At 61.9% G+C, this 19,523-nt stretch carries 27 protein-coding genes and 4 pseudogenes; 4 read left to right on the top strand and 27 right to left on the bottom strand.

Annotated elements, in window-relative coordinates; translation table 11 throughout:
• The first annotated feature begins 116 nt into the window (after nucleotides 1-116).
• Nucleotides 117-524 carry a hypothetical protein gene (locus HDG37_RS01135; RefSeq protein ID WP_184043652.1) on the top strand — a complete coding sequence of 136 codons (408 nt, stop codon included), beginning with the start codon at nucleotides 117-119 and terminating at the stop codon, nucleotides 522-524.
• 124 nt (nucleotides 525-648) lie between these two features.
• Here HDG37_RS01135 and HDG37_RS01130 read toward each other — a convergent pair whose 3' ends face one another.
• The 7 genes and pseudogenes from HDG37_RS01130 to HDG37_RS01100 form a co-directional block, all read right to left on the bottom strand.
• Nucleotides 649-1,719, bottom strand: a complete 1,071-nt coding sequence (locus HDG37_RS01130; protein WP_184043650.1) for a DNA-binding protein — start codon at nucleotides 1,717-1,719, stop codon at nucleotides 649-651.
• Nucleotides 1,720-1,925: 206 nt separating this feature from the next.
• Nucleotides 1,926-2,939: a hypothetical protein gene (locus HDG37_RS01125; protein ID WP_184043648.1), complete on the bottom strand. Its 1,014-nt coding sequence runs from the start codon at nucleotides 2,937-2,939 to the stop codon at nucleotides 1,926-1,928.
• Between the two features lie 77 nt (nucleotides 2,940-3,016).
• Nucleotides 3,017-3,214 (bottom strand): annotated as a pseudogene (locus HDG37_RS01120) (ATP-binding cassette domain-containing protein); the annotation flags it as partial.
• A gap of 48 nt (nucleotides 3,215-3,262) precedes the next feature.
• Nucleotides 3,263-3,577: a hypothetical protein gene (locus tag HDG37_RS01115; protein ID WP_184043646.1), complete on the bottom strand. Its 315-nt coding sequence runs from the start codon at nucleotides 3,575-3,577 to the stop codon at nucleotides 3,263-3,265.
• A gap of 175 nt (nucleotides 3,578-3,752) precedes the next feature.
• The gene (locus tag HDG37_RS01110; protein WP_184043644.1) at nucleotides 3,753-3,992 is read right to left on the bottom strand and encodes a hypothetical protein; all 240 of its coding nucleotides are present in this window, start codon (nucleotides 3,990-3,992) and stop codon (nucleotides 3,753-3,755) included.
• A gap of 217 nt (nucleotides 3,993-4,209) precedes the next feature.
• The gene (locus HDG37_RS01105) at nucleotides 4,210-4,662 is read right to left on the bottom strand and encodes a hypothetical protein (protein ID WP_311540833.1); all 453 of its coding nucleotides are present in this window, start codon (nucleotides 4,660-4,662) and stop codon (nucleotides 4,210-4,212) included.
• Complete coding sequence (locus HDG37_RS01100) at nucleotides 4,659-4,937, bottom strand: F0F1 ATP synthase subunit gamma (RefSeq protein WP_184043642.1); 279 nt, start codon at nucleotides 4,935-4,937, stop codon at nucleotides 4,659-4,661. The genes HDG37_RS01105 and HDG37_RS01100 overlap by 4 nt, the downstream gene beginning before the upstream one ends.
• Nucleotides 4,938-5,212: 275 nt before the next feature.
• Here HDG37_RS01100 and HDG37_RS01095 point away from each other — a divergent pair.
• Nucleotides 5,213-5,734 (top strand): annotated as a pseudogene (locus HDG37_RS01095) (LemA family protein); the annotation flags it as partial.
• 10 nt (nucleotides 5,735-5,744) lie between these two features.
• Here the strand turns inward: HDG37_RS01095 and HDG37_RS01090 are convergent.
• Both HDG37_RS01090 and HDG37_RS01085 read right to left on the bottom strand, forming a co-directional pair.
• Nucleotides 5,745-6,095, bottom strand: coding sequence for a YciI family protein (locus HDG37_RS01090; RefSeq protein ID WP_184043640.1), 351 nt, complete (start codon nucleotides 6,093-6,095; stop codon nucleotides 5,745-5,747).
• Between the two features lie 128 nt (nucleotides 6,096-6,223).
• A complete protein-coding gene (locus tag HDG37_RS01085) occupies nucleotides 6,224-7,261 on the bottom strand; it encodes an SDR family NAD(P)-dependent oxidoreductase (protein WP_311540832.1) in 1,038 nt (345 codons plus the stop codon).
• A gap of 187 nt (nucleotides 7,262-7,448) precedes the next feature.
• Between HDG37_RS01085 and HDG37_RS01080 the strand changes: the two genes are divergently transcribed.
• Nucleotides 7,449-8,429, top strand: coding sequence for an AraC family transcriptional regulator (locus tag HDG37_RS01080; RefSeq protein WP_184043638.1), 981 nt, complete (start codon nucleotides 7,449-7,451; stop codon nucleotides 8,427-8,429).
• Here HDG37_RS01080 and HDG37_RS01075 read toward each other — a convergent pair.
• From HDG37_RS01075 to HDG37_RS01050, 6 genes and pseudogenes are all read right to left on the bottom strand, one after another.
• Nucleotides 8,376-8,737, bottom strand: a pseudogene (locus HDG37_RS01075) (IS110 family transposase); the annotation flags it as partial. The gene HDG37_RS01080 and the pseudogene HDG37_RS01075 overlap by 54 nt on opposite strands.
• 267 nt (nucleotides 8,738-9,004) lie before the next feature.
• Nucleotides 9,005-9,286 carry a hypothetical protein gene (locus tag HDG37_RS01070; protein WP_184043636.1) on the bottom strand — a complete coding sequence of 94 codons (282 nt, stop codon included), beginning with the start codon at nucleotides 9,284-9,286 and terminating at the stop codon, nucleotides 9,005-9,007.
• Between the two features lie 105 nt (nucleotides 9,287-9,391).
• Nucleotides 9,392-9,733, bottom strand: coding sequence for a cytochrome c (locus tag HDG37_RS01065; protein ID WP_184043634.1), 342 nt, complete (start codon nucleotides 9,731-9,733; stop codon nucleotides 9,392-9,394).
• Nucleotides 9,734-9,743: 10 nt separating this feature from the next.
• Nucleotides 9,744-10,976, bottom strand: coding sequence for a molybdopterin-dependent oxidoreductase (locus HDG37_RS01060; RefSeq protein WP_184043632.1), 1,233 nt, complete (start codon nucleotides 10,974-10,976; stop codon nucleotides 9,744-9,746).
• 57 nt (nucleotides 10,977-11,033) lie between these two features.
• Nucleotides 11,034-11,543 (bottom strand): DUF1269 domain-containing protein, encoded by a 510-nt coding sequence (locus HDG37_RS01055; RefSeq protein WP_184044460.1) that lies wholly within the window; start codon nucleotides 11,541-11,543, stop codon nucleotides 11,034-11,036.
• A gap of 411 nt (nucleotides 11,544-11,954) precedes the next feature.
• Nucleotides 11,955-12,134, bottom strand: a complete 180-nt coding sequence (locus tag HDG37_RS01050) for a hypothetical protein (RefSeq protein ID WP_184043630.1) — start codon at nucleotides 12,132-12,134, stop codon at nucleotides 11,955-11,957.
• Nucleotides 12,135-12,359: 225 nt separating this feature from the next.
• On the opposite strand from HDG37_RS01050, the gene HDG37_RS01045 reads away from it, so the two are divergent.
• Nucleotides 12,360-12,872: a hypothetical protein gene (locus HDG37_RS01045; RefSeq protein ID WP_184043628.1), complete on the top strand. Its 513-nt coding sequence runs from the start codon at nucleotides 12,360-12,362 to the stop codon at nucleotides 12,870-12,872.
• A gap of 33 nt (nucleotides 12,873-12,905) precedes the next feature.
• On the opposite strand, the gene HDG37_RS01040 is transcribed toward HDG37_RS01045, so the two are convergent.
• The 12 genes and pseudogenes from HDG37_RS01040 to HDG37_RS00985 form a co-directional block, all read right to left on the bottom strand.
• Nucleotides 12,906-13,226: a chaperone modulator CbpM gene (locus HDG37_RS01040; protein WP_184043626.1), complete on the bottom strand. Its 321-nt coding sequence runs from the start codon at nucleotides 13,224-13,226 to the stop codon at nucleotides 12,906-12,908.
• Nucleotides 13,223-14,179 carry a DnaJ C-terminal domain-containing protein gene (locus HDG37_RS01035; protein WP_184043624.1) on the bottom strand — a complete coding sequence of 319 codons (957 nt, stop codon included), beginning with the start codon at nucleotides 14,177-14,179 and terminating at the stop codon, nucleotides 13,223-13,225. The genes HDG37_RS01040 and HDG37_RS01035 overlap by 4 nt, the downstream gene beginning before the upstream one ends.
• 133 nt (nucleotides 14,180-14,312) lie before the next feature.
• Nucleotides 14,313-15,008: a CBS domain-containing protein gene (locus HDG37_RS01030; protein ID WP_184043622.1), complete on the bottom strand. Its 696-nt coding sequence runs from the start codon at nucleotides 15,006-15,008 to the stop codon at nucleotides 14,313-14,315.
• Nucleotides 15,009-15,022: 14 nt separating this feature from the next.
• Nucleotides 15,023-15,301 carry a UDP-glucose 4-epimerase gene (locus HDG37_RS01025; RefSeq protein ID WP_184043620.1) on the bottom strand — a complete coding sequence of 93 codons (279 nt, stop codon included), beginning with the start codon at nucleotides 15,299-15,301 and terminating at the stop codon, nucleotides 15,023-15,025.
• 76 nt (nucleotides 15,302-15,377) lie between these two features.
• Nucleotides 15,378-16,028 carry a BON domain-containing protein gene (locus HDG37_RS01020; protein ID WP_184043619.1) on the bottom strand — a complete coding sequence of 217 codons (651 nt, stop codon included), beginning with the start codon at nucleotides 16,026-16,028 and terminating at the stop codon, nucleotides 15,378-15,380.
• A 74-nt stretch (nucleotides 16,029-16,102) separates the two neighbouring features.
• On the bottom strand, nucleotides 16,103-16,534 hold the full coding sequence (locus tag HDG37_RS01015) for an Hsp20/alpha crystallin family protein (RefSeq protein ID WP_184043617.1): 432 nt from the start codon (nucleotides 16,532-16,534) through the stop codon (nucleotides 16,103-16,105).
• 87 nt (nucleotides 16,535-16,621) lie between these two features.
• Complete coding sequence (locus HDG37_RS01010) at nucleotides 16,622-16,771, bottom strand: hypothetical protein (RefSeq protein WP_184044526.1); 150 nt, start codon at nucleotides 16,769-16,771, stop codon at nucleotides 16,622-16,624.
• A gap of 46 nt (nucleotides 16,772-16,817) precedes the next feature.
• Nucleotides 16,818-17,003: pseudogene (locus HDG37_RS01005) on the bottom strand (alcohol dehydrogenase); the annotation flags it as partial.
• Nucleotides 17,004-17,112: 109 nt separating this feature from the next.
• A complete protein-coding gene (locus HDG37_RS01000; RefSeq protein ID WP_184043615.1) occupies nucleotides 17,113-17,859 on the bottom strand; it encodes a beta-ketoacyl-ACP reductase in 747 nt (248 codons plus the stop codon).
• Complete coding sequence (locus tag HDG37_RS00995) at nucleotides 17,849-18,376, bottom strand: hypothetical protein (protein ID WP_184043613.1); 528 nt, start codon at nucleotides 18,374-18,376, stop codon at nucleotides 17,849-17,851. Before HDG37_RS00995 ends, HDG37_RS01000 begins: the two co-directional genes overlap by 11 nt.
• Before the next feature lie 175 nt (nucleotides 18,377-18,551).
• On the bottom strand, nucleotides 18,552-19,010 hold the full coding sequence (locus tag HDG37_RS00990) for a universal stress protein (RefSeq protein WP_184043611.1): 459 nt from the start codon (nucleotides 19,008-19,010) through the stop codon (nucleotides 18,552-18,554).
• 57 nt (nucleotides 19,011-19,067) lie between these two features.
• Nucleotides 19,068-19,403: a hypothetical protein gene (locus tag HDG37_RS00985; RefSeq protein WP_260332712.1), complete on the bottom strand. Its 336-nt coding sequence runs from the start codon at nucleotides 19,401-19,403 to the stop codon at nucleotides 19,068-19,070.
• Between the last annotated feature and the right edge of the window lie 120 nt (nucleotides 19,404-19,523).

Here is a 19,523-nt window from a genome sequence, read left to right as displayed (position 1 = left end):
CGCGTCCATTGTTAGGACCCGCGCAACAGTGTTTTCGGTTGTATCGGCTGATCTTGGGCGAACGATTCCGGATAATTGCTGCCTGACTAATCAGTTAAAAATGCAGGTGATCCACGATGTCGAATCAGGGTTCGGACATGCTCGCTGAGGCGCGCAAAACGGTGCGGGTACGCGAAGTGGCGTCCGTCGCTCGAGCGGAAAGCACGCAAAGGAAGAGGGCGCCGCTGCCCACGCGCATGCGCGCGGTGGCGGCGGTGGCGCTCGCGTGCGCGAGTCTCGTCGGGTGCGCGTCGAGCACGGATGTGGTCGCGAGCGGCAAGCCCGGCAGCTACACGGTCGCCGCCAGCGCGACCGGAGGACGCATGGCCTGGGCGCGCGCGCACGAACTCGCGATGAACGAGGCGCGCGACTACTGCGATCGTCTCGGTATGCAAAGCAGCGTGAATACGGAGACGGTCAGCGGCGTCAGCGCGATGACCGAGCACGGCTCGTTGGTCAGTTTCGAGTGTCATCCGCGGTTCTGACGCAGCGTTGCGCGCGGGCGGCGGGTGCCGCCGCCCCATGACGATCACTTTTTATCGAACGTCACGAGGTGTAACCACTTACCGCGACTCGCGTGGTGACATGCCGCCGGGACGCCGGCAGTCCTCAGTCTTCGCGTGGTTTGGCGTTGCTCGAACGTTTGACGAACGGTGCGCCCGAGAAGCCCACCATCGCGCGGCCCTGCACGGGCGATGTTTCGCGGGCGCGGCGGGCAGGGCGCGCGGACGTTTTTTCTATTCGCGCCGTCTCGATCTGCCGCGAAAGCATGTCGATACGCTCGCGCAACAGGTCGGTCGCCGCCACCCGTTCAGCCAGCAACGCATCCTTTTCCGCAAGCTGCCCGCGGGTCGCGGCATGCCGCGCAGCGGAGGCAGCCAGTTCTGCCTTTGATGCGGCCAGCTCGTCCCGAATCGCGTCGCGCTCGGCCCGCGATTCGGCTTCGAGCGTCGCCGCCCGCTCGTGACTCGCCTGGAGCTCCTTGCGCAGACGTTGCGCCGCCGCTCGTTCACCGTCGATTTCGAGCAAGGCGCGCTTTTCCGCCGCGGCGAGCCGCTGCTCGTTCTGCTCGTGCGAGCGGCGCAGCTTCGCGAGTTCGTCGGCGAAATCGCGGCGGGCATCGGCGAGCGCGGCGGCTCCTGCCGCGATTTCTTCCTTCGATGTCGCCAGTTGCGCCGTCAGCATGTCGTTGGCGGTCTGCAGCTCGACGATGCGTGCGTCGAGTCCGGCAATCCGCGCGCGCAGGGTCGCGACATCGTTGGCCGCCTGTTCGGCTTTCTCGACGGCGTCTTGACGCTGCTTGTCCTGTTGCCTGGCCTGTTCTTGCGCGGCGGCGATTTGCGCGTCCGCGTCCTGCCTGAACACGTCGAGCGCGGCGTTCGCGGCGTCGCTCGACAGACGCCACAGCTGGGCCGCCAATTCGCCGGCAGCCGCTGCGACCTCGGGCGGCAAGTCCGGACGGCCGACGTCCACACGCGTCTTGTCGCGCACGTCGGTCCAGAAATCGCGCAACGCTTTGGCCGGCGCGCTCATGCTGCCTTTGCGCACCAGCTGGTACAGGCGGTTCGCGGTCGGTGTTTCGCCGTAACGGAAAAACAGCAACGCGCAGACCTCGCGATAAAGCGTCTGCGTGTCGGACGCGTTTTGACGGACGACTTCGATGTCGGCTTCGAGGGTCATGGTGGAAGCGGCTTTGGGGGAATATGGATGTGTTGATAATACAACGTAAAACGCATCATATCCTACACAATTCAATACTGAACACGACATTAGTACTATAATGTCGTGTTCAGTATTGGCATCCGGATTATTCAATCTCCGGGTTCGAAGGCGGGTATTTCCGCGGCTACTTCGCGGAGACCACCCGTGGTACCGCTGAGCGCATTTCAGATAGCCTGCATCGCGGCATCGATGTGGAGTCCGCCACGCAGCAATTCGCAACGCGGGAAACGCGCTAGCACGAATGCCCGGGTTATAGCGGGATTGCCCGGAATACAGGCAAAATGAAACTCGACTAGCCGCCCCGCCTGACTGCCTTCGGGCTGCACGACATTCATCATGTCGACGCGGATGCTTCTGCTCTTGACGTAGATATGTTCGGACGGTTTCGAAAGCACATCACATACGCCGTCCAATTCCCGTTCGCCTTGCTTCCCGGGCACCCTGAGCTTGGCAAGTGCTTGCGCATTTTCTTTCATCTCGGCTTGAATACGAGCCAACCCGTCTGTTTCGGTAACGGGTGGCACGCCAAGGACGGCCCGCATACCCGTGCCTTGCCGTTCCAGCAGGGCGACTCGCTTCTCGAGCAACTCACGCGAGTGTTTCACCAGCTTGCGCCGATTGGTAGCAAGACTCGCCACACCCTCCAGCGCCAGTTGGTCGACCATCCGGCGTCCGATCTCTGCGCGTAACGACGCTTCGGAGTCGCTGCTGATTCTGACCCGGTGGTCACCGAAGCACAGTGTGGTTTGGGGAACGTCGTGACGGATCGAGCCCCCTTCCTGCGCGACGCCCAACACGTGCCGCTCGGTCATCGCCATCCCGAGAACGGCATAGCCTTCCGTCGTATCGGCCTGTCTTTCAAAATAGTCGCGCATTGCTTCTGAGCGGCTAAACGCTCGCGCAAGATCGTCGGGCGTCGCAAAGAAGGCCCGAATCGCTGGATCGGATGACCATGCGTGGGCATCGGCAGCACACGCCGGCGGCAAAGAAGCGACGAGTTTGTCCGTGTACTCCAGTGATGTCATCAGCGCGCGGCTGAGCCGCTCTTCGCAGTGAGGCGCATACCTCAAGCCCGGATTCATCGCAAGCACACGAGCAACTGCTTCGCGGGTCCGCCTGGCTTCATCGGAAGCCGCGCGCCCCCGCCAAGGCAACAAATTACTGCCGAATATTCGCATCTCCCGACTCCCAATCGAATGTGTCACGACACCACAAGTACTCCCAGCCCAGCGCACCGGCCTTGATCTGAATCAGACTCGAAGATGCGGCTGTCATGCGTCACGATGAAGACGCAGCGATGCGCGTTGAGCACCTCGTGCTTGACGAATTCGATCACCGAGCGGCCGGTGTCGCCATCGAGCGAGGCGGTCGGCTCATCGAGGATCAGGATGTCGGGCTGGCTGAGGATCGCGCGTGCGATGGCAACACGCTGCTGCTCGCCGCCGGAGATCTCCCCATTTGCGGCTTGACCTGAATCAAGCGTGTGTCGGGCCGCCGTCGGTCAGTGCGTGCGCGCTCGCGCTGCGATCGTTTCGAGTTCTTGTTCCGCGAGATCGAACGCGCCACGAATCGCCGCCTCGGCGTTCTCGCCTGCGCAATGAGCGATCGGCTTGAATTCGTGCGCGGGCGTGATCAGATCGAGCCGCACGTCGTAAAGCAGGCTGGTGCGGTCCGGGCGTAATGCCTCGATCGCCAGATGGCAGTTCGACAAGAGCGCTTCGAACCGCGCGAGACGCACCAGTTGCGCACCTGCCTCCGCTTCAAGCTGCGCCGCACCTGGGAAGCCAAGATAGACAATCTGCATGCTGATGCCCATCCTCCGCTCCCCTCTCGCATATCGTCCGGACGCTCTGCGAACCGTCCGTGGTCAGCGCCAGTTACCACCGGCTTATAGTGTTACGACGCAAAACGTGGTCATTGACCTGAGTCAAGCGCGATGAAGAGCGGTGCAAGCGGTCATTGGTTCGCGCGCGTCACCGAATACCTGGCGCTTAAAACCGCGCGCTCATCGCAGGTACCTGTTCATCGGGTGGGAACACATTCCACGAACCGGTGCCGTGCCGGAAAAAAACGATCGTCAGGGGTCTTGAAGAAATCGCGCCTTCGAGCCGGACATAACGCGCCCGCGTGATCGCCATGCGGCCGGTGCGCACGACATGCGCGGGTGTCGCGCGGGTAGGCGCAAGCCATTTCTCGACCAGTGTCCGCAGCGGATTGACAGTGTCGTTCATTGCCTACTCCTCAGTCTCGTCGACGTGGACGCCGTGCAATGCGGCGTGCCGTCGAATCTATTATTGGCAACGAACCGCGTTATCTAAATCAGCGACGGCGGAAACGCGGGTAGTCCGTCGAGACCGATCGTAGGAATCGGCTGACCCTCGATGAACGATCGGACGACAGCGTCACCTTGGCGCGGACTGATATGCTCGCGCGCACCGGCGGCCTGCGTCATCTCGCCGAGCGCATCCATGCGCGAAACTCGCCTTCGACCGCGACGATTGCATCCGCACAGGTCGAATACAGCAGGCTCGCTTTGCCGTCGGTGTCGTACATACCGCGGCACATCGCTTTCAGCTGGATCAGCGTGTTACCTTCGTCGGTGTGCTCCTTCAGCGCCGCGAGATACACGAAGCCGAACGAATGCGGTCGCGCGGTTTCGATCTGTGTGTCGTCAGCGCGAACGATCCGGCTCGCCGAATGCGTGGCGACGAACGCGCGTGCGCGCGCCCACGCCGCCTCGCAATCGTCCTGTGCTTCGCAACGCACGGCGGCCTGCTGGCGCGCCTCGAACAGCGCGACCTCCTCGCGACGGAAGGCCGCTTCGCGCGCCGCGCTCGCACAGCCGGCGATCAGCACCGGACTGAGCATCGACACACAGAGCCAGCACGCGGCGCGCTTCACGACTGCCCCTGCGCCGGCGGAGTCATCGGCGCGCAGGCGCCCGTCGCGGCCAGTTCGGAGATTTCGGCGATTTCGGCGATTTCGGCGGTGATCTCGTCCTGCCGAACGATCCGGTAGTCGCGCGTGAGTTCCTGCAGCCGGTCCTTCACATGACGGCTCGCCGCCAGCATCGCCGCGACGCGCACGGCGGCGATGCCGCGCATCGCGCCGATCACCGTGTCGAGCTGTCTCGCCGAGGCAATGCGGCTCTCGATCTCACTGAGTTTGCTGCTCATCGCGGCTCCAATCTGCTTGCGTCGCGTCCGCCCACGGCGCTCGCGTCGCGCACTCCACGATCGGTTCTGGAATCCCCACGATAGCGGTACGCCGCGGATGAAATCTGATCCTGATCAAACCTCGCAAGCGACCCCGGCCGGGGACACGCGCCGAGAGCCGCGTCGCGATGCCGAACCGCGCTTTATTGACGACGATCAAGCCGAACCTGCGCGACGCGCTTACGCTGGCGATGCACACGGCCACGGCCACGTAATCACCCCGCAGCGAGGACGACATGAGAGCGGCTCTGATCGTTTCGATTCTGTTTGCGCTGCTTTGCATGTCCGGATGCGGGACCGATCCGGCGCCGGCTGCCGAACACGAACTCGCCGCGGCGGTCGCCGACGTGCTGGACCTGTACGACGCACGCCTCGAGCTGACAGCGCAGGCGCTCACGCTCGCGCGCGGGTATCTGCCGCCCGATGCGCCGGTGCTCGGGAAAGTGGCAAGGTCACGCGCGGCCGTCGCGGATCTGCATGCATCGCCCGCGCTGCTCGATTCGCCGGCTTCTTTTGAACACTTCGATGTCGCGCAACGCGATCTGACCGACGCGATTTCGCAACTGCTGATCGCCTGCGAGGGTGTCCACCGTCTGAGCGCGAGCCCGCCGTTTCACGCGCTGCAGTCGCGGCTCGCCTCGTCGGCCGGCCGGATCGCCTTCGCGCGCGAGCGCTACGACGAAGCGGCACGGCGCTACAACGCGGCGCGTCACAGCTTGCCTTTGCACCTTGCGGATGTCATGCATCCGCAGCGCGACAAGCCGACTTTCACGGTGCCGGACCCAACGCCTGTCCACCGTCATCCACGCACCGACTTCGGCGCGTTGCGCGCGTTGTCAAATGAAGCATGGTGTAGTGTTCGTAATGACCAACACCGTTCTTCACGATCGGGTCTTCCGATGTCAGCGAGGAAATATCCTGGTCGTCGGCAATCTGGTAGAGCGATACGCCGTAGCCCCCAGCGTCATCAATCACGGGCCCATGGGCGACGATTAGCCCTTTGTCGAGAAGCTCGTTCAGGAAGACTCCATGCTGCCTCATCCATTCCTTTTCATCGGCAGACATCGTCGCGAGGAAATCCGCACGCGGCGGAATAAATTTGCAAAGATAATATTTCATCGTTAAGTCCTCTCATTTGGCGCATTGACTGTCATTCCCGAACCCACGACAAACGTGATTTTTCCAACTGATCTTCGTTCGTCGGGCAGCGTGCCGCTCACCTGAAAGATTGATGAGCGCCGGGAGCTTCAGTTCGCCGTTCTTACGCTTTTAAGTATCGAACCTTCAAATATTTTTGGTGCGTAGTTTTGAAGGAAAAGAATCATGCCTGTCATTTTTCCAACAGGATTGCTGAATTTCGGCGCTCTGGCATTTATCAGCTTGGTAATAGAATTGACAACCGTATCTGGCGCTTCCGCTTCGTCAATGCCTTTTTGCGTCGCGGCTGTCACCTGTTTCCGGTATGCGTTATAGTCGGCGATGTTGCCGCTGCCTGCGGAGACGGCATTGTTGCCAAGATTCGTTTTGAACCAGACCGGTTCCACCATGCTAACCTTGATGTTGAACTGATTCAGTTCAAAACGTAACGACTTGAAGAAACCCTGAACCGCATGCTTGGAAGCAGTGTAATACGACAGGTTCGGTGGGCCGATCAACCCCACGATAGAACTCACGGTGATGATCTGCCCGTGCTTCTGGGCCCGGAACTTCGGCAGCAAGGCATTTGTCACCTTGACCGCGCCCCAGAAGTTGGTCTCGAACTGTTGCCTGCCCAGTTTGATTGGCGTTTCTTCTGCGATGCCTGTGACCATGTAACCTGCATTATTAACCAGTACATCCAGCTGTTTAACGTGTCGGAACAACTCGTCGGCAAGCGCCTCGATGGAGCTATCTTCATCGATATTCAGGCGTAGCAGTTTGTATGGCACCTTACCCGCGTATTTCTCCGGCTCACGGCTGGTACCTATAACGGTAAAACCCTGTTGATGAAGGTGATTGGCAAGCATCAATCCAAAACCCGACGATGCGCCCGTGATCAGGACAGTCTTTTTCACTTGTACTTCCCCAAAGATACGGCATGTTGTCTCTGCCATGCAGGCCGGGCTGGGTAATTCCCGGTCGGAGCTGGCAGGGTCGAGCCTGACGGCTGCTGCAACAAGCCCAGCAAAAGCATCGAATTGACGCCACGCCGCGTCGGCAACGATGAATAACCCGCCTGGCGCACCTGATTTTGACGACACCACTGGCTTAAGCAGCACTTTGCCGTTGAGTCGCGTCGCGCGCACTCGCCGAACGCGCCAATGAATCTTCCAAACGCGCCAACGATGATGTACGTTGTTGGCGCGTTCGGCGAGTGCGCTGTCGCGATCGACCGCTTAAACTTCGTCCATGTCTACAGAACAGAGAATCCCGCCAAATAGCTACCGCGGCCCCCCGTTGGGGTACGCCGTGTGGCCGGGTTGGCGTTTACTGATGCAGGACGCAGGATTGGCAACGCCGAGCGTGCTCCGCCGCGCACAGCTCCCGGGCGATCTGTTCGCCCGCGAAAACGTGCGTCTGAACTCGGCGGACTTCTTCAAACTCTGGAGGGCCATTGAGGCCGAGGCCGAGGCTGTGCAGGCAGACTGTCCGGCTCCATTGCGCGTAGCTCAGGTGATGTCTTCCGACTGGTTCGACCCGGAGCTTTTTGCCGCGCTCTGCAGCGCCAACATGGAGGGAGCGCTTCACCGCATCGCGAAGTACGTCAGGCTTGTCGCGCCGATCGAGATCAACGTGGCACGAACGGCGACGCACTGCACGGTCACCATCGACTTCCTGGACCGCACGGAGTCTCCACCGAGCGTGTTCCTGGCGTTCAAGCTGGTGTTCTTCGTGCAGCTCGCACGACTCGCTACGCGCAGCCACGTGCGACCGTTGCGGGCAGGTTTGCCCGTGCCGCCGGGATCGGAGTCGGACCTCCGTGCATACGAGGCGTACTTCGGCGTACCGGTCGACTGCACCGCATTGGCCACGCTGGTTTTTACTGCCGCGGACGTTGAACGCCCCTTCCTGACCGAGAACCACAAGATGTGGTCGTATTTCGAGCCTGCTCTGCGCACGCGACTGGCGGAGTTGGACCGAGCTGCCAGCATGGTGGAACGACTGCGCGGCGTGCTACTCGAGGCGCTGCCGGCTGGTGAACTGTCGATGGATGTCGTCTGTCGCAAACTCGGTGTCAGCACTCGGACCCTGCAGCGCAAGTTGAAGGCTGAAGGCACCAGTTTCCAGGAGACGCTGGACGCCCTGCGTGAGTCGCTCGCAAAACACTACCTCGTCAATTCGTCGATGTCCGGCGCAGAGATCTCATTTCTGCTGGGCTTTGAGGACCCCAACTCGTTTGCGCGGGCATTTCAGGCGTGGACGGGGAAGACGCCGCAGGCCGCGCGTTTGGCGCTCAGGAAAACCGACTCCTGAACACTGGTCACGTAGCGTATCGATCGGCACTGCTGGTCGTCGCTTGGCGACTCGTTCGAGCACCGTTGGTATCTCTCTGTCCAGTTTCGCTCGACCTCTGCTCATCACCTCACCGTACAGATAGCGCGGGCGTCTGCCGCGTCGCTCTTGTTGCGAATGTTGAATGCCTTCACGAATTCGGCAGGCATCAGTTTCACCTCGTGTCCCATCTTCATCAGCTGCCGCGCCCAGCGATGCGCACCGCCACACGCCTCCATTCCGATCAGGCACGGAGCCCGGTTGGCAAAGCGCTCAAGGAACCTCACCCTCGGAAAACCGTGTATTTACCACCTTGACCAAACTGATGCCGTTGTCTGCGAGGGTCCATCTTCCTTTGCTCTCACGTTCACGGGTGGGACACGTTCATTCCATTACTGGGCGCAGTTCTGATCGGCAGCGGACTGGCCTGCTGCGGCCCCTTCAGGATCACCGACATTCTGCGCCGCTCCAGTTCTGCACGGGACCGTTTGAGCTCCTTCGCGACCAGCGTTTCGTCGGCAAGCACAGTCTGGTACTCGGTCAGAAACGTGCGGTACTCAGCGGCGCGCGATCGAATCGCCTAACTTTTCGTCGTGCTCAGCGGCGTCAGATAGAAAGAACTCTCTCCTCGCCTCCTCGATAACACGCCGGACGTAGGCGTCGTGCCCAGCGTGACCTATCGATTCCATATTCCAGTTGCGCGTCTGAGCATCTACCGCGTGGACCTTCGGCAGCGGGACTGGTATTTCCACCCGGTCTTCACCTGCTGGTTTGTCCTGATGGATGCGCCTACGCACTTCTTCACGGATTTGTTCGGCCGTAAGTACTTTCTTTGCCATTTGCTGCTCCGGGGAAAGTTTGGAAAGCCGCGATGGCAGACACAATGCCGACAGCGGGTTGTGGTGATTAATGCTCTTACTACCGCGTATCCGACGCGCAAGGATTCAAGGCTTCCCGTTGATCGCCGTCAGATATCGTGCGATCTGATCAACCTCATCGGCAGCCAGCGGCGCACCGTAGACCGCACGCATCTTGGCCACTTCCGCTTTCCACTCCTGAAACGACAATGGCGGTTGCCGGGTGACCATTCCGGCTGAATGGCAAATCACGCATTGCGCGTTCGCGAGGTTCGAACCAACGCCCGGCGGGAAAGTCAGGGTGCCATTGGGCAGCGTGACGTCGACGGTCCGGATTACGGCGGCGCCTCCAGGCTTGTCCGGCCCGGCCATGGCAGACGCGCTCACACAACTCGCCCATACCAGCAGCACTGCAGCAGACGCTTTCATGTTCGCCTCCTCACGCGACGACCACAGTTGCCGATTCGACGACATTGCGCATATAGCCGCCGCTGTTCCAGTTCGGTGTGTCCGGCTGCTCAACGCCGTTCTCGTTGACCGCCTTCACCTTCAACACAAACTGGCCGGCGTAATGGGGCGTGAACTGCGCATCCCAGCGGCGGAAGCTGTATTTTCCATAGCTTTTTTCAAGGCGCGCCGGCATCCATGAACCGCCCCCGTCGGAGGAAAACATGACCCGCTGCACACCCGCGTCGCCACCGAATGCGATTCCCCTGACCGTCTGCGTCCGCATCACCGGGAGCACGGAACCGTCGCCGAGGTTCGTGAAGAACGATCTTGGCACCATCCGGTTGATGGGCACCGTCTTGACGCCAGTCTGTCCGGGTTCGACATTCGCGTGAGGTGTGTCGGGAATCTGGTACGCCTTGGCCATCCAGAAATTCTCGTCCGGCCGGTCGATGACCTCGATGTCGTTCAGCATCTTCATCCAGTATGTCGAATACCAACCGGGCACCACGAGCCGCAACGGGAACCCGTTCAGAAACGGCAACGCCTGGCCGTTCATCCCGAACGCAACGATCACTTCGCCGTCGCGGGCATGGTCGACAGTGAGCGTTTTGATGAAGTCGGGCGTGGCCCCGATCACCCCTGTGTCGAGCCCATTGAAACGAACCTGAACGGCGCCCGCCTTAACCCCTGCCCGATCCAGAATATCCTTGAGCCGCACGCCGGTCCACACGGCGTTGCCCATCGCGCCGTTGCCCCACTCTCCGCCGGCGACACGCGGTTTGAAGAAACCGCGAGAGTTGCCTGCGCACTGATTCACGGCAGCCACTTCGACGTGAGCAAAGCCATTCATGATTTCGCTGACGCTCAGGCTAAGTTCGCGGCCGACCAGTCCCCGCACCACCAGTTGGAAGGCGCCGCCGTCGACCCGGGTCGGAATGCCGGCCAGATGCCAACGCACGAAAAACCGGTCATTTGGGGTGAACACGCCTTCGTCGAATACGGAAAACGGTGTTTCGAGCAAAGGCGGGCGGCTTCGCAAGAGCAGCATCTCACCCTTATGCGGAAACCCACTCGTCAACTCTCGCAGACCGTTCGCGAACGGCAGCGTCACTGCATTGGCAGCCCACGAGCGGCGTACCCAACCGCCACCCATGCCTATCAGGCCGCCTGCCGCCAAGGCATGAACGAACTGTCGGCGTTTCGTCCCGTATTCGTCTCTCATTGTGGTCTCCTGTGCACGCCTATCGGCTTCTTTATGTCCCTATCGGGTCTGCGGAAATTAAGGAAACGCAGGTATGGTCGGATCCGTGCCCTCGACATCCGCCTCCGGATGGTGATTCTTGACCAGCAGTTCAATTTCTTCAGCGCGGTCGGTCCTGACGTCGACCATCATCAGCAATTCACCTTTCGCGACCGCGTCTTCGAAGCGCTTCAGACGGGTGTTGGGCACGTCGACGCCGATCATCGTCGCAGTCCACGCTCCAAATCCGGCACTCGCCAATGTCATCAAGACCACGGCGCCGCCGGCAATGGTGAGTCCGGCCGGAGGAAAGGCCATCGCGACGAGGCCGGCGAGCATGCCGGTAACGCCACCCGCTGCGGTCCCCCGCGCGAGCGCGGGAAGCAGGTCGCTGCGCTGCGCAAGCGTCGCTGCGGGCAAGTCTTCGAGAGGTACATCGGGGCGGGCCAGCACGTGGATATGCCGCCATTCGACGCGCTTGAGAAGGAGTTCGTCGATGATCCCTTTTGCGCTCTCGACGTTGGGCAACAGGAAATAGATGCGCCTCATCTCGTGCCTCCTGTAGGGAATACCCGGAACCCCGGCCGGGTCACCCATGACTGTGCGCCACCCGACCCGCACGATGTGCATGGAAATTCTGTCATTCAATATAGTCTCAATTCCGACTGACTTCCTTCGTCGCACCGATCAGACTGAGCCGATCCGGCTGGCATCCTCGGAGAGTGTCATCGCGGACGACCAGCGCGCACTACAGAGCGTCGACGCGGTTCACATCGGGAAGCCACGGGAGCATTCAACATCGCCGCAGCGCAGGAGGAACTACGGCACGCCCCTTTTGGCGTCATATCGCCGCCTGTCGACCTGAGCCGGCAACCTCGGCCACCACGCGCTCAACGGCCCACGCCGCCGCGGCAGCGACTTCCGGCGTAATGGACGCACCGCCGTCAAAGCAGGCGCCTTCTATCGCGAGATGACCATGTCGCGCGGCGCAAGCCCGAGCACACGGGCAAGTCCGATCACCTCTGCAACGCCGATGTCATGGCTCGACGCAAACGAGATGTCCCGCGCCAGTTCGTCCGTGGCGAGATCGATCCGCTGGATACGGCCGGGCGACGATGGCTGGACACGCTCTGCCGCCATGTCGCTCGTCTACAAGCCGCGCCGATAAATCCGAAGCGGTAATGGACCAGCCAGCGCAGCACACGGGCAGCGAACATTTCGGCCAGATTGATTTGCATCAAATGCGGCGGCGGACACGTCACTAAGCTTGTGGTGATGCCCGTCAGATTGGCGGCCATACTGATCCTGGACAACATCGTCCGGGCGGCTCGTCAGGGTGTTCGCATATTTCAGATGGAGTTCGCCATGTCCCACAATGCCGACGAAGTCGCCTACCTGCTAGACCGCGCGGCCTCGCTTGACGCCGCCGCGCGGGCATTGTCGGTTGCGCTGGAGGCGCCCTGCCATGAGCCCCGCTTCACACTCAAAGGTATCGTGTACAAGGCGTTAGGCAACAAGCCCGGCTTTACCGTCGCCCTCCACGGCGTCACCTTGCTGCCCGTATATGAACACGTGCTGGACCGGTCTGGCGACAGTCCCGATCTCTTTGCAAGGATTCAACTGTGCTTGCCAGGCGACGGCACGAAACCGGGTAAAGTTCTGATCAGCCTGCTCGTAGCGGACACCGGCGACTACTCGGACGATGGCACATCCAGTTTGGCCTACAGCACCTACGACCCTACCGGCCGACCCAGCGACCTCTGTCGCTACAGACTCTCGCTTGCCATTGCCGAGGCAGTACAGGCCTCCTTGCCGGTGCTATCTCCCAGCGACGCGTCAGCGCGGCCGGCGAAAGACGACGCACTGCGCGTAGCCTGACGCAACGCCGCTGCACACATCGCGCACCAGCGTCTAACCAGCACGAGGACGATTGACACGCGCGCGCAGCGCGTCGATTTCGTCGAGCAGATCGAGGGCGAGCGCGATGCCAGGTGGGTTGATCTGAAGATCGCGTGCGAGCCGCTGTGCGGTCCGTACGCGCCGAAACGCCGCACCACTGAAACGCCATTCCTGCGGTTGATCCCCCTTGGGTTCGAACACGCCTTCGGAGACCCAAAGCCTCAATTCCTCTTCCGATGCCCCGCTCGCCCGACTTAATTCGACGAGCGTAAACTCGACACTCTCGTCGACAACCTGTCCTTGCAGGCAGGTCGTCGTCCTGGTCTCTTTCACGATGATCCTCCATAAAAGTGCGCGCGCGGATCGAAGTTGAAGGCCCGTTGCATCGATTCGTAAGCGGCCTTCGCCGTTTCGCTGTCCGCCGGCGGCAGAACGATGTTCAGTATCACGTAGAGATCGCCAGGCGGGTTGGCGGGGATCCCCTTGCCTCTGAGTCTCAGGCGTCGGCCGCCGGCGGAACCCCGCGGTATTGTCATCTCGACCATGCCATCCGGCGTCGGCACCGCGATCTTCGCGCCCAGCGCGGCTTCCCACGGCGCGACCGGCAATTCGAGCGATACGTCGCGGCCGTCGACGCGAAAGCGTGGATGTTCGCGAAACCCGATTTCCAGGTAGAGGTCGCCAGCGTCCGCGGGCGTGGCGCCCGCGCCGCCCTGGCCGCCGAGCCGAAGATGCTGGCCCGCGCGTATCCCTTTCGGAATCGATATGTCGAGCGTGCGCGATTCCAGTGCGACATGGCCTTGCGCATCGATCACCGGCACTTGCAGCGAGATCGAACGCTGCGCGCCGCGATACGCGTCTTCGAGATCGATCAGCACTTTCGCGTGATGATCTTCGCCTCGCACGTTGAACGCCCGGGGCCCCGCATGCGCATGCGCGCCGCGCGCGCCGCCGAACATCGACTCGAAGAATTCATGGAAGTCGGTCTGCGCACCCGGCTGACTGCCCGCGCCGCGGAATTCGAAGCCTTCGTCCCAGTTAGGCGGCGGCTGAAAATCCTGACCGTCGCGCCATTTGTCGCCCATGCGATCGTAGGCGGCGCGCTTCTCGGGGTCCTTGAGCACCTCGTAGGCCTCGCCCAACTCCTTGAAGCGGTCTTCCGCATCGTCATGCTTGCTGACGTCAGGATGATATTTGCGCGCGAGCTTACGATACGAACGCTTGACGTCTTCCTGAGAAGCGCTGCGTTCGAGACCCAGGATCTCGTAATAGTCCCTGTATTTCATTTTGGAGGCTGACCGATGAGGAACGGGGGCGGCAATATGGGTCCAACGCGCCAGTGGCGGCGCCCGGTTCACTTTATACCAATCCGGACAGCCCGGCAGAGCCGCGGCGGCTCTCTCGCCGACGGCCGGCCGTTCAAATACCCGGCATGACCTGATACGGCTCCGTATGGTCGTCGACGCCCTTCACGCCGGGGATGCTCTCGGCTGCCACGCGAACCGCCTGAACGGACTCCGCCGAGTGGAAGACGCCCCAGAGATGGATCACGCCGTCGCTCACGACGATGTTGCGTCCTGCGAATGCCCACTTGTGGCCGGCCAACTCGCCCATCAACATCGCACGAATCTCCCGGTCCGTGACGTCGGCGCCGGCGTCGCGCGCAGGCTCCTCCGGGAGACTGGCCAATGCCTGAATCAGATTGGCTCGGCTGATAATGCCGCTCATCTTGCCGGCCCTGGTCACGGGCACGCGTTTGATATGCTGCGTTTCGAGAAGTGTGGCGACGTCGCTGATCGGCGTGTCTTCGTCCGCGGAGACGACCTCGCGCGACATCACGTCTTCGACTTTCAGTCCATGCGACTTCACATAGTTGCGAGCGTCGTCGCTCGCGGAGAACAGGTCGAGCCATGACGAACGCACGGGTTTATCGGTGTCGAGCTCGACGCGTCGAAGCAGATCGCCTTCGCTGATCATGCCGACGATAGCGTCGGCCGCATCGACTACCGGCGCGCCGCTGATTCTCTTTTCCACGAACATCCTCGCGACTTCGCGCACCGTCATGTCGGGCCTGACGGATACCACGTTACGGGTCATTATGTCGAAAGCACGCATGGCAGGTCTCCTGACTATTGCGTTGAGTGTGGTTTGAGTTGAGCGTAGTCTGCCGCCTGAAGCGACAACGTCTTTGACATCTTCAGCTGCACCCACACCATCCCCTCGCGCAGCCCGGCGAGCACGGCTTCGCGTTCGCTCGGAAGTACGCTGCTGTGCGTGAACTCGTGGGTGAAGACGCCTTCCGGTGTCGTGTGACTGAGCTGGATCGAGCAGTTGAAACCGCCCGCCGTCGGATGCGTCACGACCGATACCGACCAATGGCCGTCGCCAACTTTTCCGGAAAGCGCCATGAGTCGCTCCTGATGTTTCACCCAGATGAAGTGACGCGGGCCGCACGCAAATGCGCCCCGGCCGCCACGCCGCAAGCTAGCCCACGGTCAGATTGTCGATGACCGCATGCACGCCCGGCGCTGACCACGCGGCCCCGCGCACAGCCGAGCGCTCCGCCGCCGAATCGAGCTTGCCCGTCAACGTCACGGTGCCTTCGTGCGCCTTGATCGCGATATGCTTCGCTTCACGGTCCGTGTGACGCCGCAGGGCCCGGCTGATTTGCTCGCCGATATCCTGCGCGGCCGCGTCGCTAAAGATACGGATCACGTTCGATACGCCCGTCACGCCACGCATATGCGAAATGGTGCGGGTCGCGACATGACTCTGATAGGCATTGTCGACTTCGCCGCTTAGTGTCACCCAGCCCTTTTCGACCTGCACCTTGACCGACTCTTCGCTCAGCCCGACGGTCCAGCGCAGGATCGCGCGAACGGCTTTGGCGATGTCTTCGTCGGTGCGCACATCCGTATGCAGCAGGCGAACATCCATTTCCACGACGACGGCCTTCACGCCCGCGACACGTTGCGCCGCCTTTTCCGCCGCGACTTTTTCCGCGTAACTGACCGGGTGGCCGGACAGCGTGACGACACGGTCGCATACTTCGACGCCGATGTCCGTGACGCTGACGGCCGGATCCCAAGCCAGCTCTTCTTCGACCTGCTGCTGTAATTCCATGTCTGACTTCATTGCCTGCTCCTTGTTGGCATGCAAGGGTTGCCGCGGCGCCGGGACGTACAGCGGTACGCCCGGCGCCGCGCCAATCAGCTGATCGGCAGGCGTTTGCGCGCGGAGGCCGCTTTCTTGGGCAGCGTCAGCGACAGCACGCCGTCCTTGTACTGCGCCGTTGCAGTGGCTTCATCGATCTCGCTTTGCAGCGAGAACGAACGGCTGACGGCGCCCGAATAGCGTTCGCGACGAACCACGCGTTCGCCCTCCTTCAGCTCCTGCTTACGCTCGACCTTGGCGCTGATCGATACGAGATTGCTGTCGATCTTCACGTCGATATCGTCTTTCTCGACGCCGGGCAGTTCGGCTTTCACGGTGTACCGGGTATCGCTCTCCGTCACATCGACCTTGATATCGGCAAGCGGCGCCTCCCCGCCTGCGCCACCGCGCAGTGGGCGGAACAGGCCCTGAAAGAGATCCGACATCGGTTCGATTGCAAACGGGTCAAAACGGGTCAAGTTGCTCATCGTGTTACTCCTTGAATCATCCATTACGCTCATGGATAGGGGCTGGGTTAAGGGCGCGGGTGCGCATGCGTCCGCGCAACGCGCCGGTCAGGACACTTCAATAATCACTTTCAGCGCATGCGTGTCCGCGGCACGGCTGAAGGTATCGTAGGCACCGGCCACGTCTTCGAGCTTGAAGCGGTGCGTAATCAGCCGCGCGTGACCGATGCGGCCCGCTCGGACCGTCTTTAGCAGCATCGGCTCGTCTCGGCGTGCGCAATGCGCACGTACTCGGCCTGGGTGCCCCTTCGTGGCCGAGAATTCGCCCCGGCTCGCAACTCGGAACGTCGCCTTTGGGAATGTGCAGATCGATGCCAAAAATCGTCGTGCGCGTCATTTTGACGATCGCATCGGTGGGCGCAGCGAGTTCTGGAACGGGCCTTTCCTCGAGCGATTTTTTGCCGGGACCGTGATAGACGAGCGCCTTCATGTGCTACCTCCGCTGAGGGAAACCGGCCTGCCATACGACCGACTTTAGGCCGTCTCGCGCCACATGGATTGACATGTATCAAGCGATAGTCGTCGGTCGCCGCCTCGCTTCACCCCATATGCATCCCACCGTTGATGGCGAAGTTCGCGCCGGTGACGAAACCCGCGTCGTCCGAACAGAGGAACGCCACGAGCGCGGCCACTTCGTCGGGTTGCCCGAGGCGGCCCACCGGAATCTGCGGCAAGATCTTCGTCTCCATCACATCCTTCGGCACGGCCGCGGTCATCGCGGTCGCGAGGTAACCGGGCGAGACGGTGTTGACCGTCACGCCATGTTTCGCAACCTCCAGCGCCAGCGACATCGTGAAGCCATGAATCCCCGCTTTCGCCGCCGCGTAGTTGGTCTGGCCGAAGGCGCCGCGCGCGCCGTTCACCGAGCCGATATTCACGATGCGCCCGAAGCGTTGCGCGACCATCCCGCCGAGCAACGGCTTGGTCATATTGAACAGCGAGTCGAGATCGGTGCGTAGTACCGCATCCCAGTCGTCCTTGTTCATTTTGGCAAAGCTCGAATCGCGCGTGATGCCGGCATTGTTGATGAGAACGTCGACCGTGCCGAATTCGTCGAGCACGCGTTCTGCGCAATGCGCGCACGAATCGAAACGGGTCACGTCGGCTTCGTAGGCATGAAAACGGCGGCCGGCGTCGCGCTCGCGCACCAGCCAGGTGGCGACGTGATCGTTGCGTTCCGAATGCGACATGGCGACCATCATGCCGGCGTCGTGAAGACGACGGCTAATGGCGGCGCCGAGTCCGCCCATGCCGCCGGTGATGAAGGCAACGCGCTTAGCCGACATGCTGTTCTCCCGGTGGCGCAAAGCGGCGTGCCGTCGCGGGAGGTGTCGCCGAATCCGTGCGCCGACCGAATGGTGCGCCGCAGTCCAGCGCGTTCCTGACCGTCTGTTCGAAGCGCCGCATCCAGTCCTGCAGCGGCAGCGCCGCGAGATTCATGCCGGCGCCCTGCTGCCAGTTGCCGGTCCATGCGGCCTGCCATCCGGCGAGCGCGTCGCGCATGTCGTCGCTGCACGCGGTTTGGTGCCGGGCCGCCGAAACGAGCCCCTGTTGCCAGAGATTCGTGGTAGCCGCCATGTAGTCGCGCAGCATCGTCTGATAGCCTGCCGCGAGTTCGCTCCAGTCGTGCGCGCCGGTTGCCGCGTCGCGCGTCGCATTCAACGCGGCAAGATCGCGCTTGATGCGCAACATCTCGAACTCGCAGGCTTGCCGGCGGTATTCGTGTCCGCAACCGAGCATCCGCAATGCGAGTCCCAGGTTCGCACGATACAGATTCAGTGGCGTGGTGGAGTCAGTTGCCATGAGGGTCCTCAAGTCGCTTTGGTGGGGATGCAGGCGGACCCGCAATTCACACTGCCGGTCAGCGCAACACAGCAGACAGTTCAATGTAGGCCCGGGCGTCGAAGTGCGGTTGACCTGCATCAACGCACGCCAGTGTGCTGCAGTCCCGCACATGGCGCGCCTGTCAGGACGATGCTCAGGCGTCGGCGGCGCTTTCCCGAACCAGCAGCACGGGGCACGGCGAATGCCGCACGAAACGCTCGGCGACGCTGCCGAGCACCATGCGCCGCATGCCGCGCCGGCCATGCGTACCCATCACCACCAGATCCGCGCCGCGCCGCTCGACACAGCGTGCGATGCAACTCGCGATGTCTTCGGCGATGCCCTGGGTTTCGATGATTTCAGAATCGCCGGCCACGTCGAGGACTTCCATTTTCGCGAGTGCGTCGTCCAGCAGGCTTCGTCCGACCTGGCGCTCGGCATTGGTCAACAGATGCGGGTCGCACGCGCCCGCGTAAGTAAAGGCCGCCGACTGGTCGATCGCATACACTGCGGTCAGCTTCGCATGCGCCAGCCTGGCCATGCGGGTAGCCTCACTAACCGCGCGTTTCGACGCCTCGCTGCCGTCCACGGCAACCAGAATGTTTTGGTACATGGCTTTCTCCTCGTAGGGCGTTAAAAAGCGCTCCCGTCGCACGACTCGTTGCGATGATCAGGACCGGCTACGCACCGGATTGCACGCCAGTTGCTCCTCGGCGGAATTGAATGCCGCCTGGATCGCTGCTTGCGCGTTGGCGTCGACACAACGTTTGATCGGGACGAGTTCGCCGCTGCGCATGATCAGGTCGAGCCGGGCCTCGAACAGCCGACCGCGCGCATCGCCTGGCGGCATGTTGGCCCGATGGTCAGGAAGCGCGGCATGGACGGATTCGATCACCAGATCACAACCCGCGATGGATCTGCTGAACCGCTCCAAGCGCACCAGTTGCGAAGCCGCCTCAGCTTCGATTTGCGACGTCCCGGCAAAGCCGAGATAGACGATTTGCATGCCGACTCCCATGTGCCCTCTCCCAGGCGTCCAGCGTTTTCGCGCAGGTTCCATAGCGAATTCGCCCGCCGCGGTGGCAAGGGTGAGTTGACGAGACGCAACCGGCGGGATGATTGGATC

Origin of the sequence: Paraburkholderia sp. MM5384-R2, from assembly GCF_014201025.1 — a bacterium.
Classification (GTDB): Bacteria; Pseudomonadota; Gammaproteobacteria; order Burkholderiales; family Burkholderiaceae; genus Paraburkholderia; species Paraburkholderia tuberum.
The sequence above is the reverse complement of the archived record's forward strand: the minus strand, read 5'-3'. Positions and strand labels throughout refer to the sequence as shown.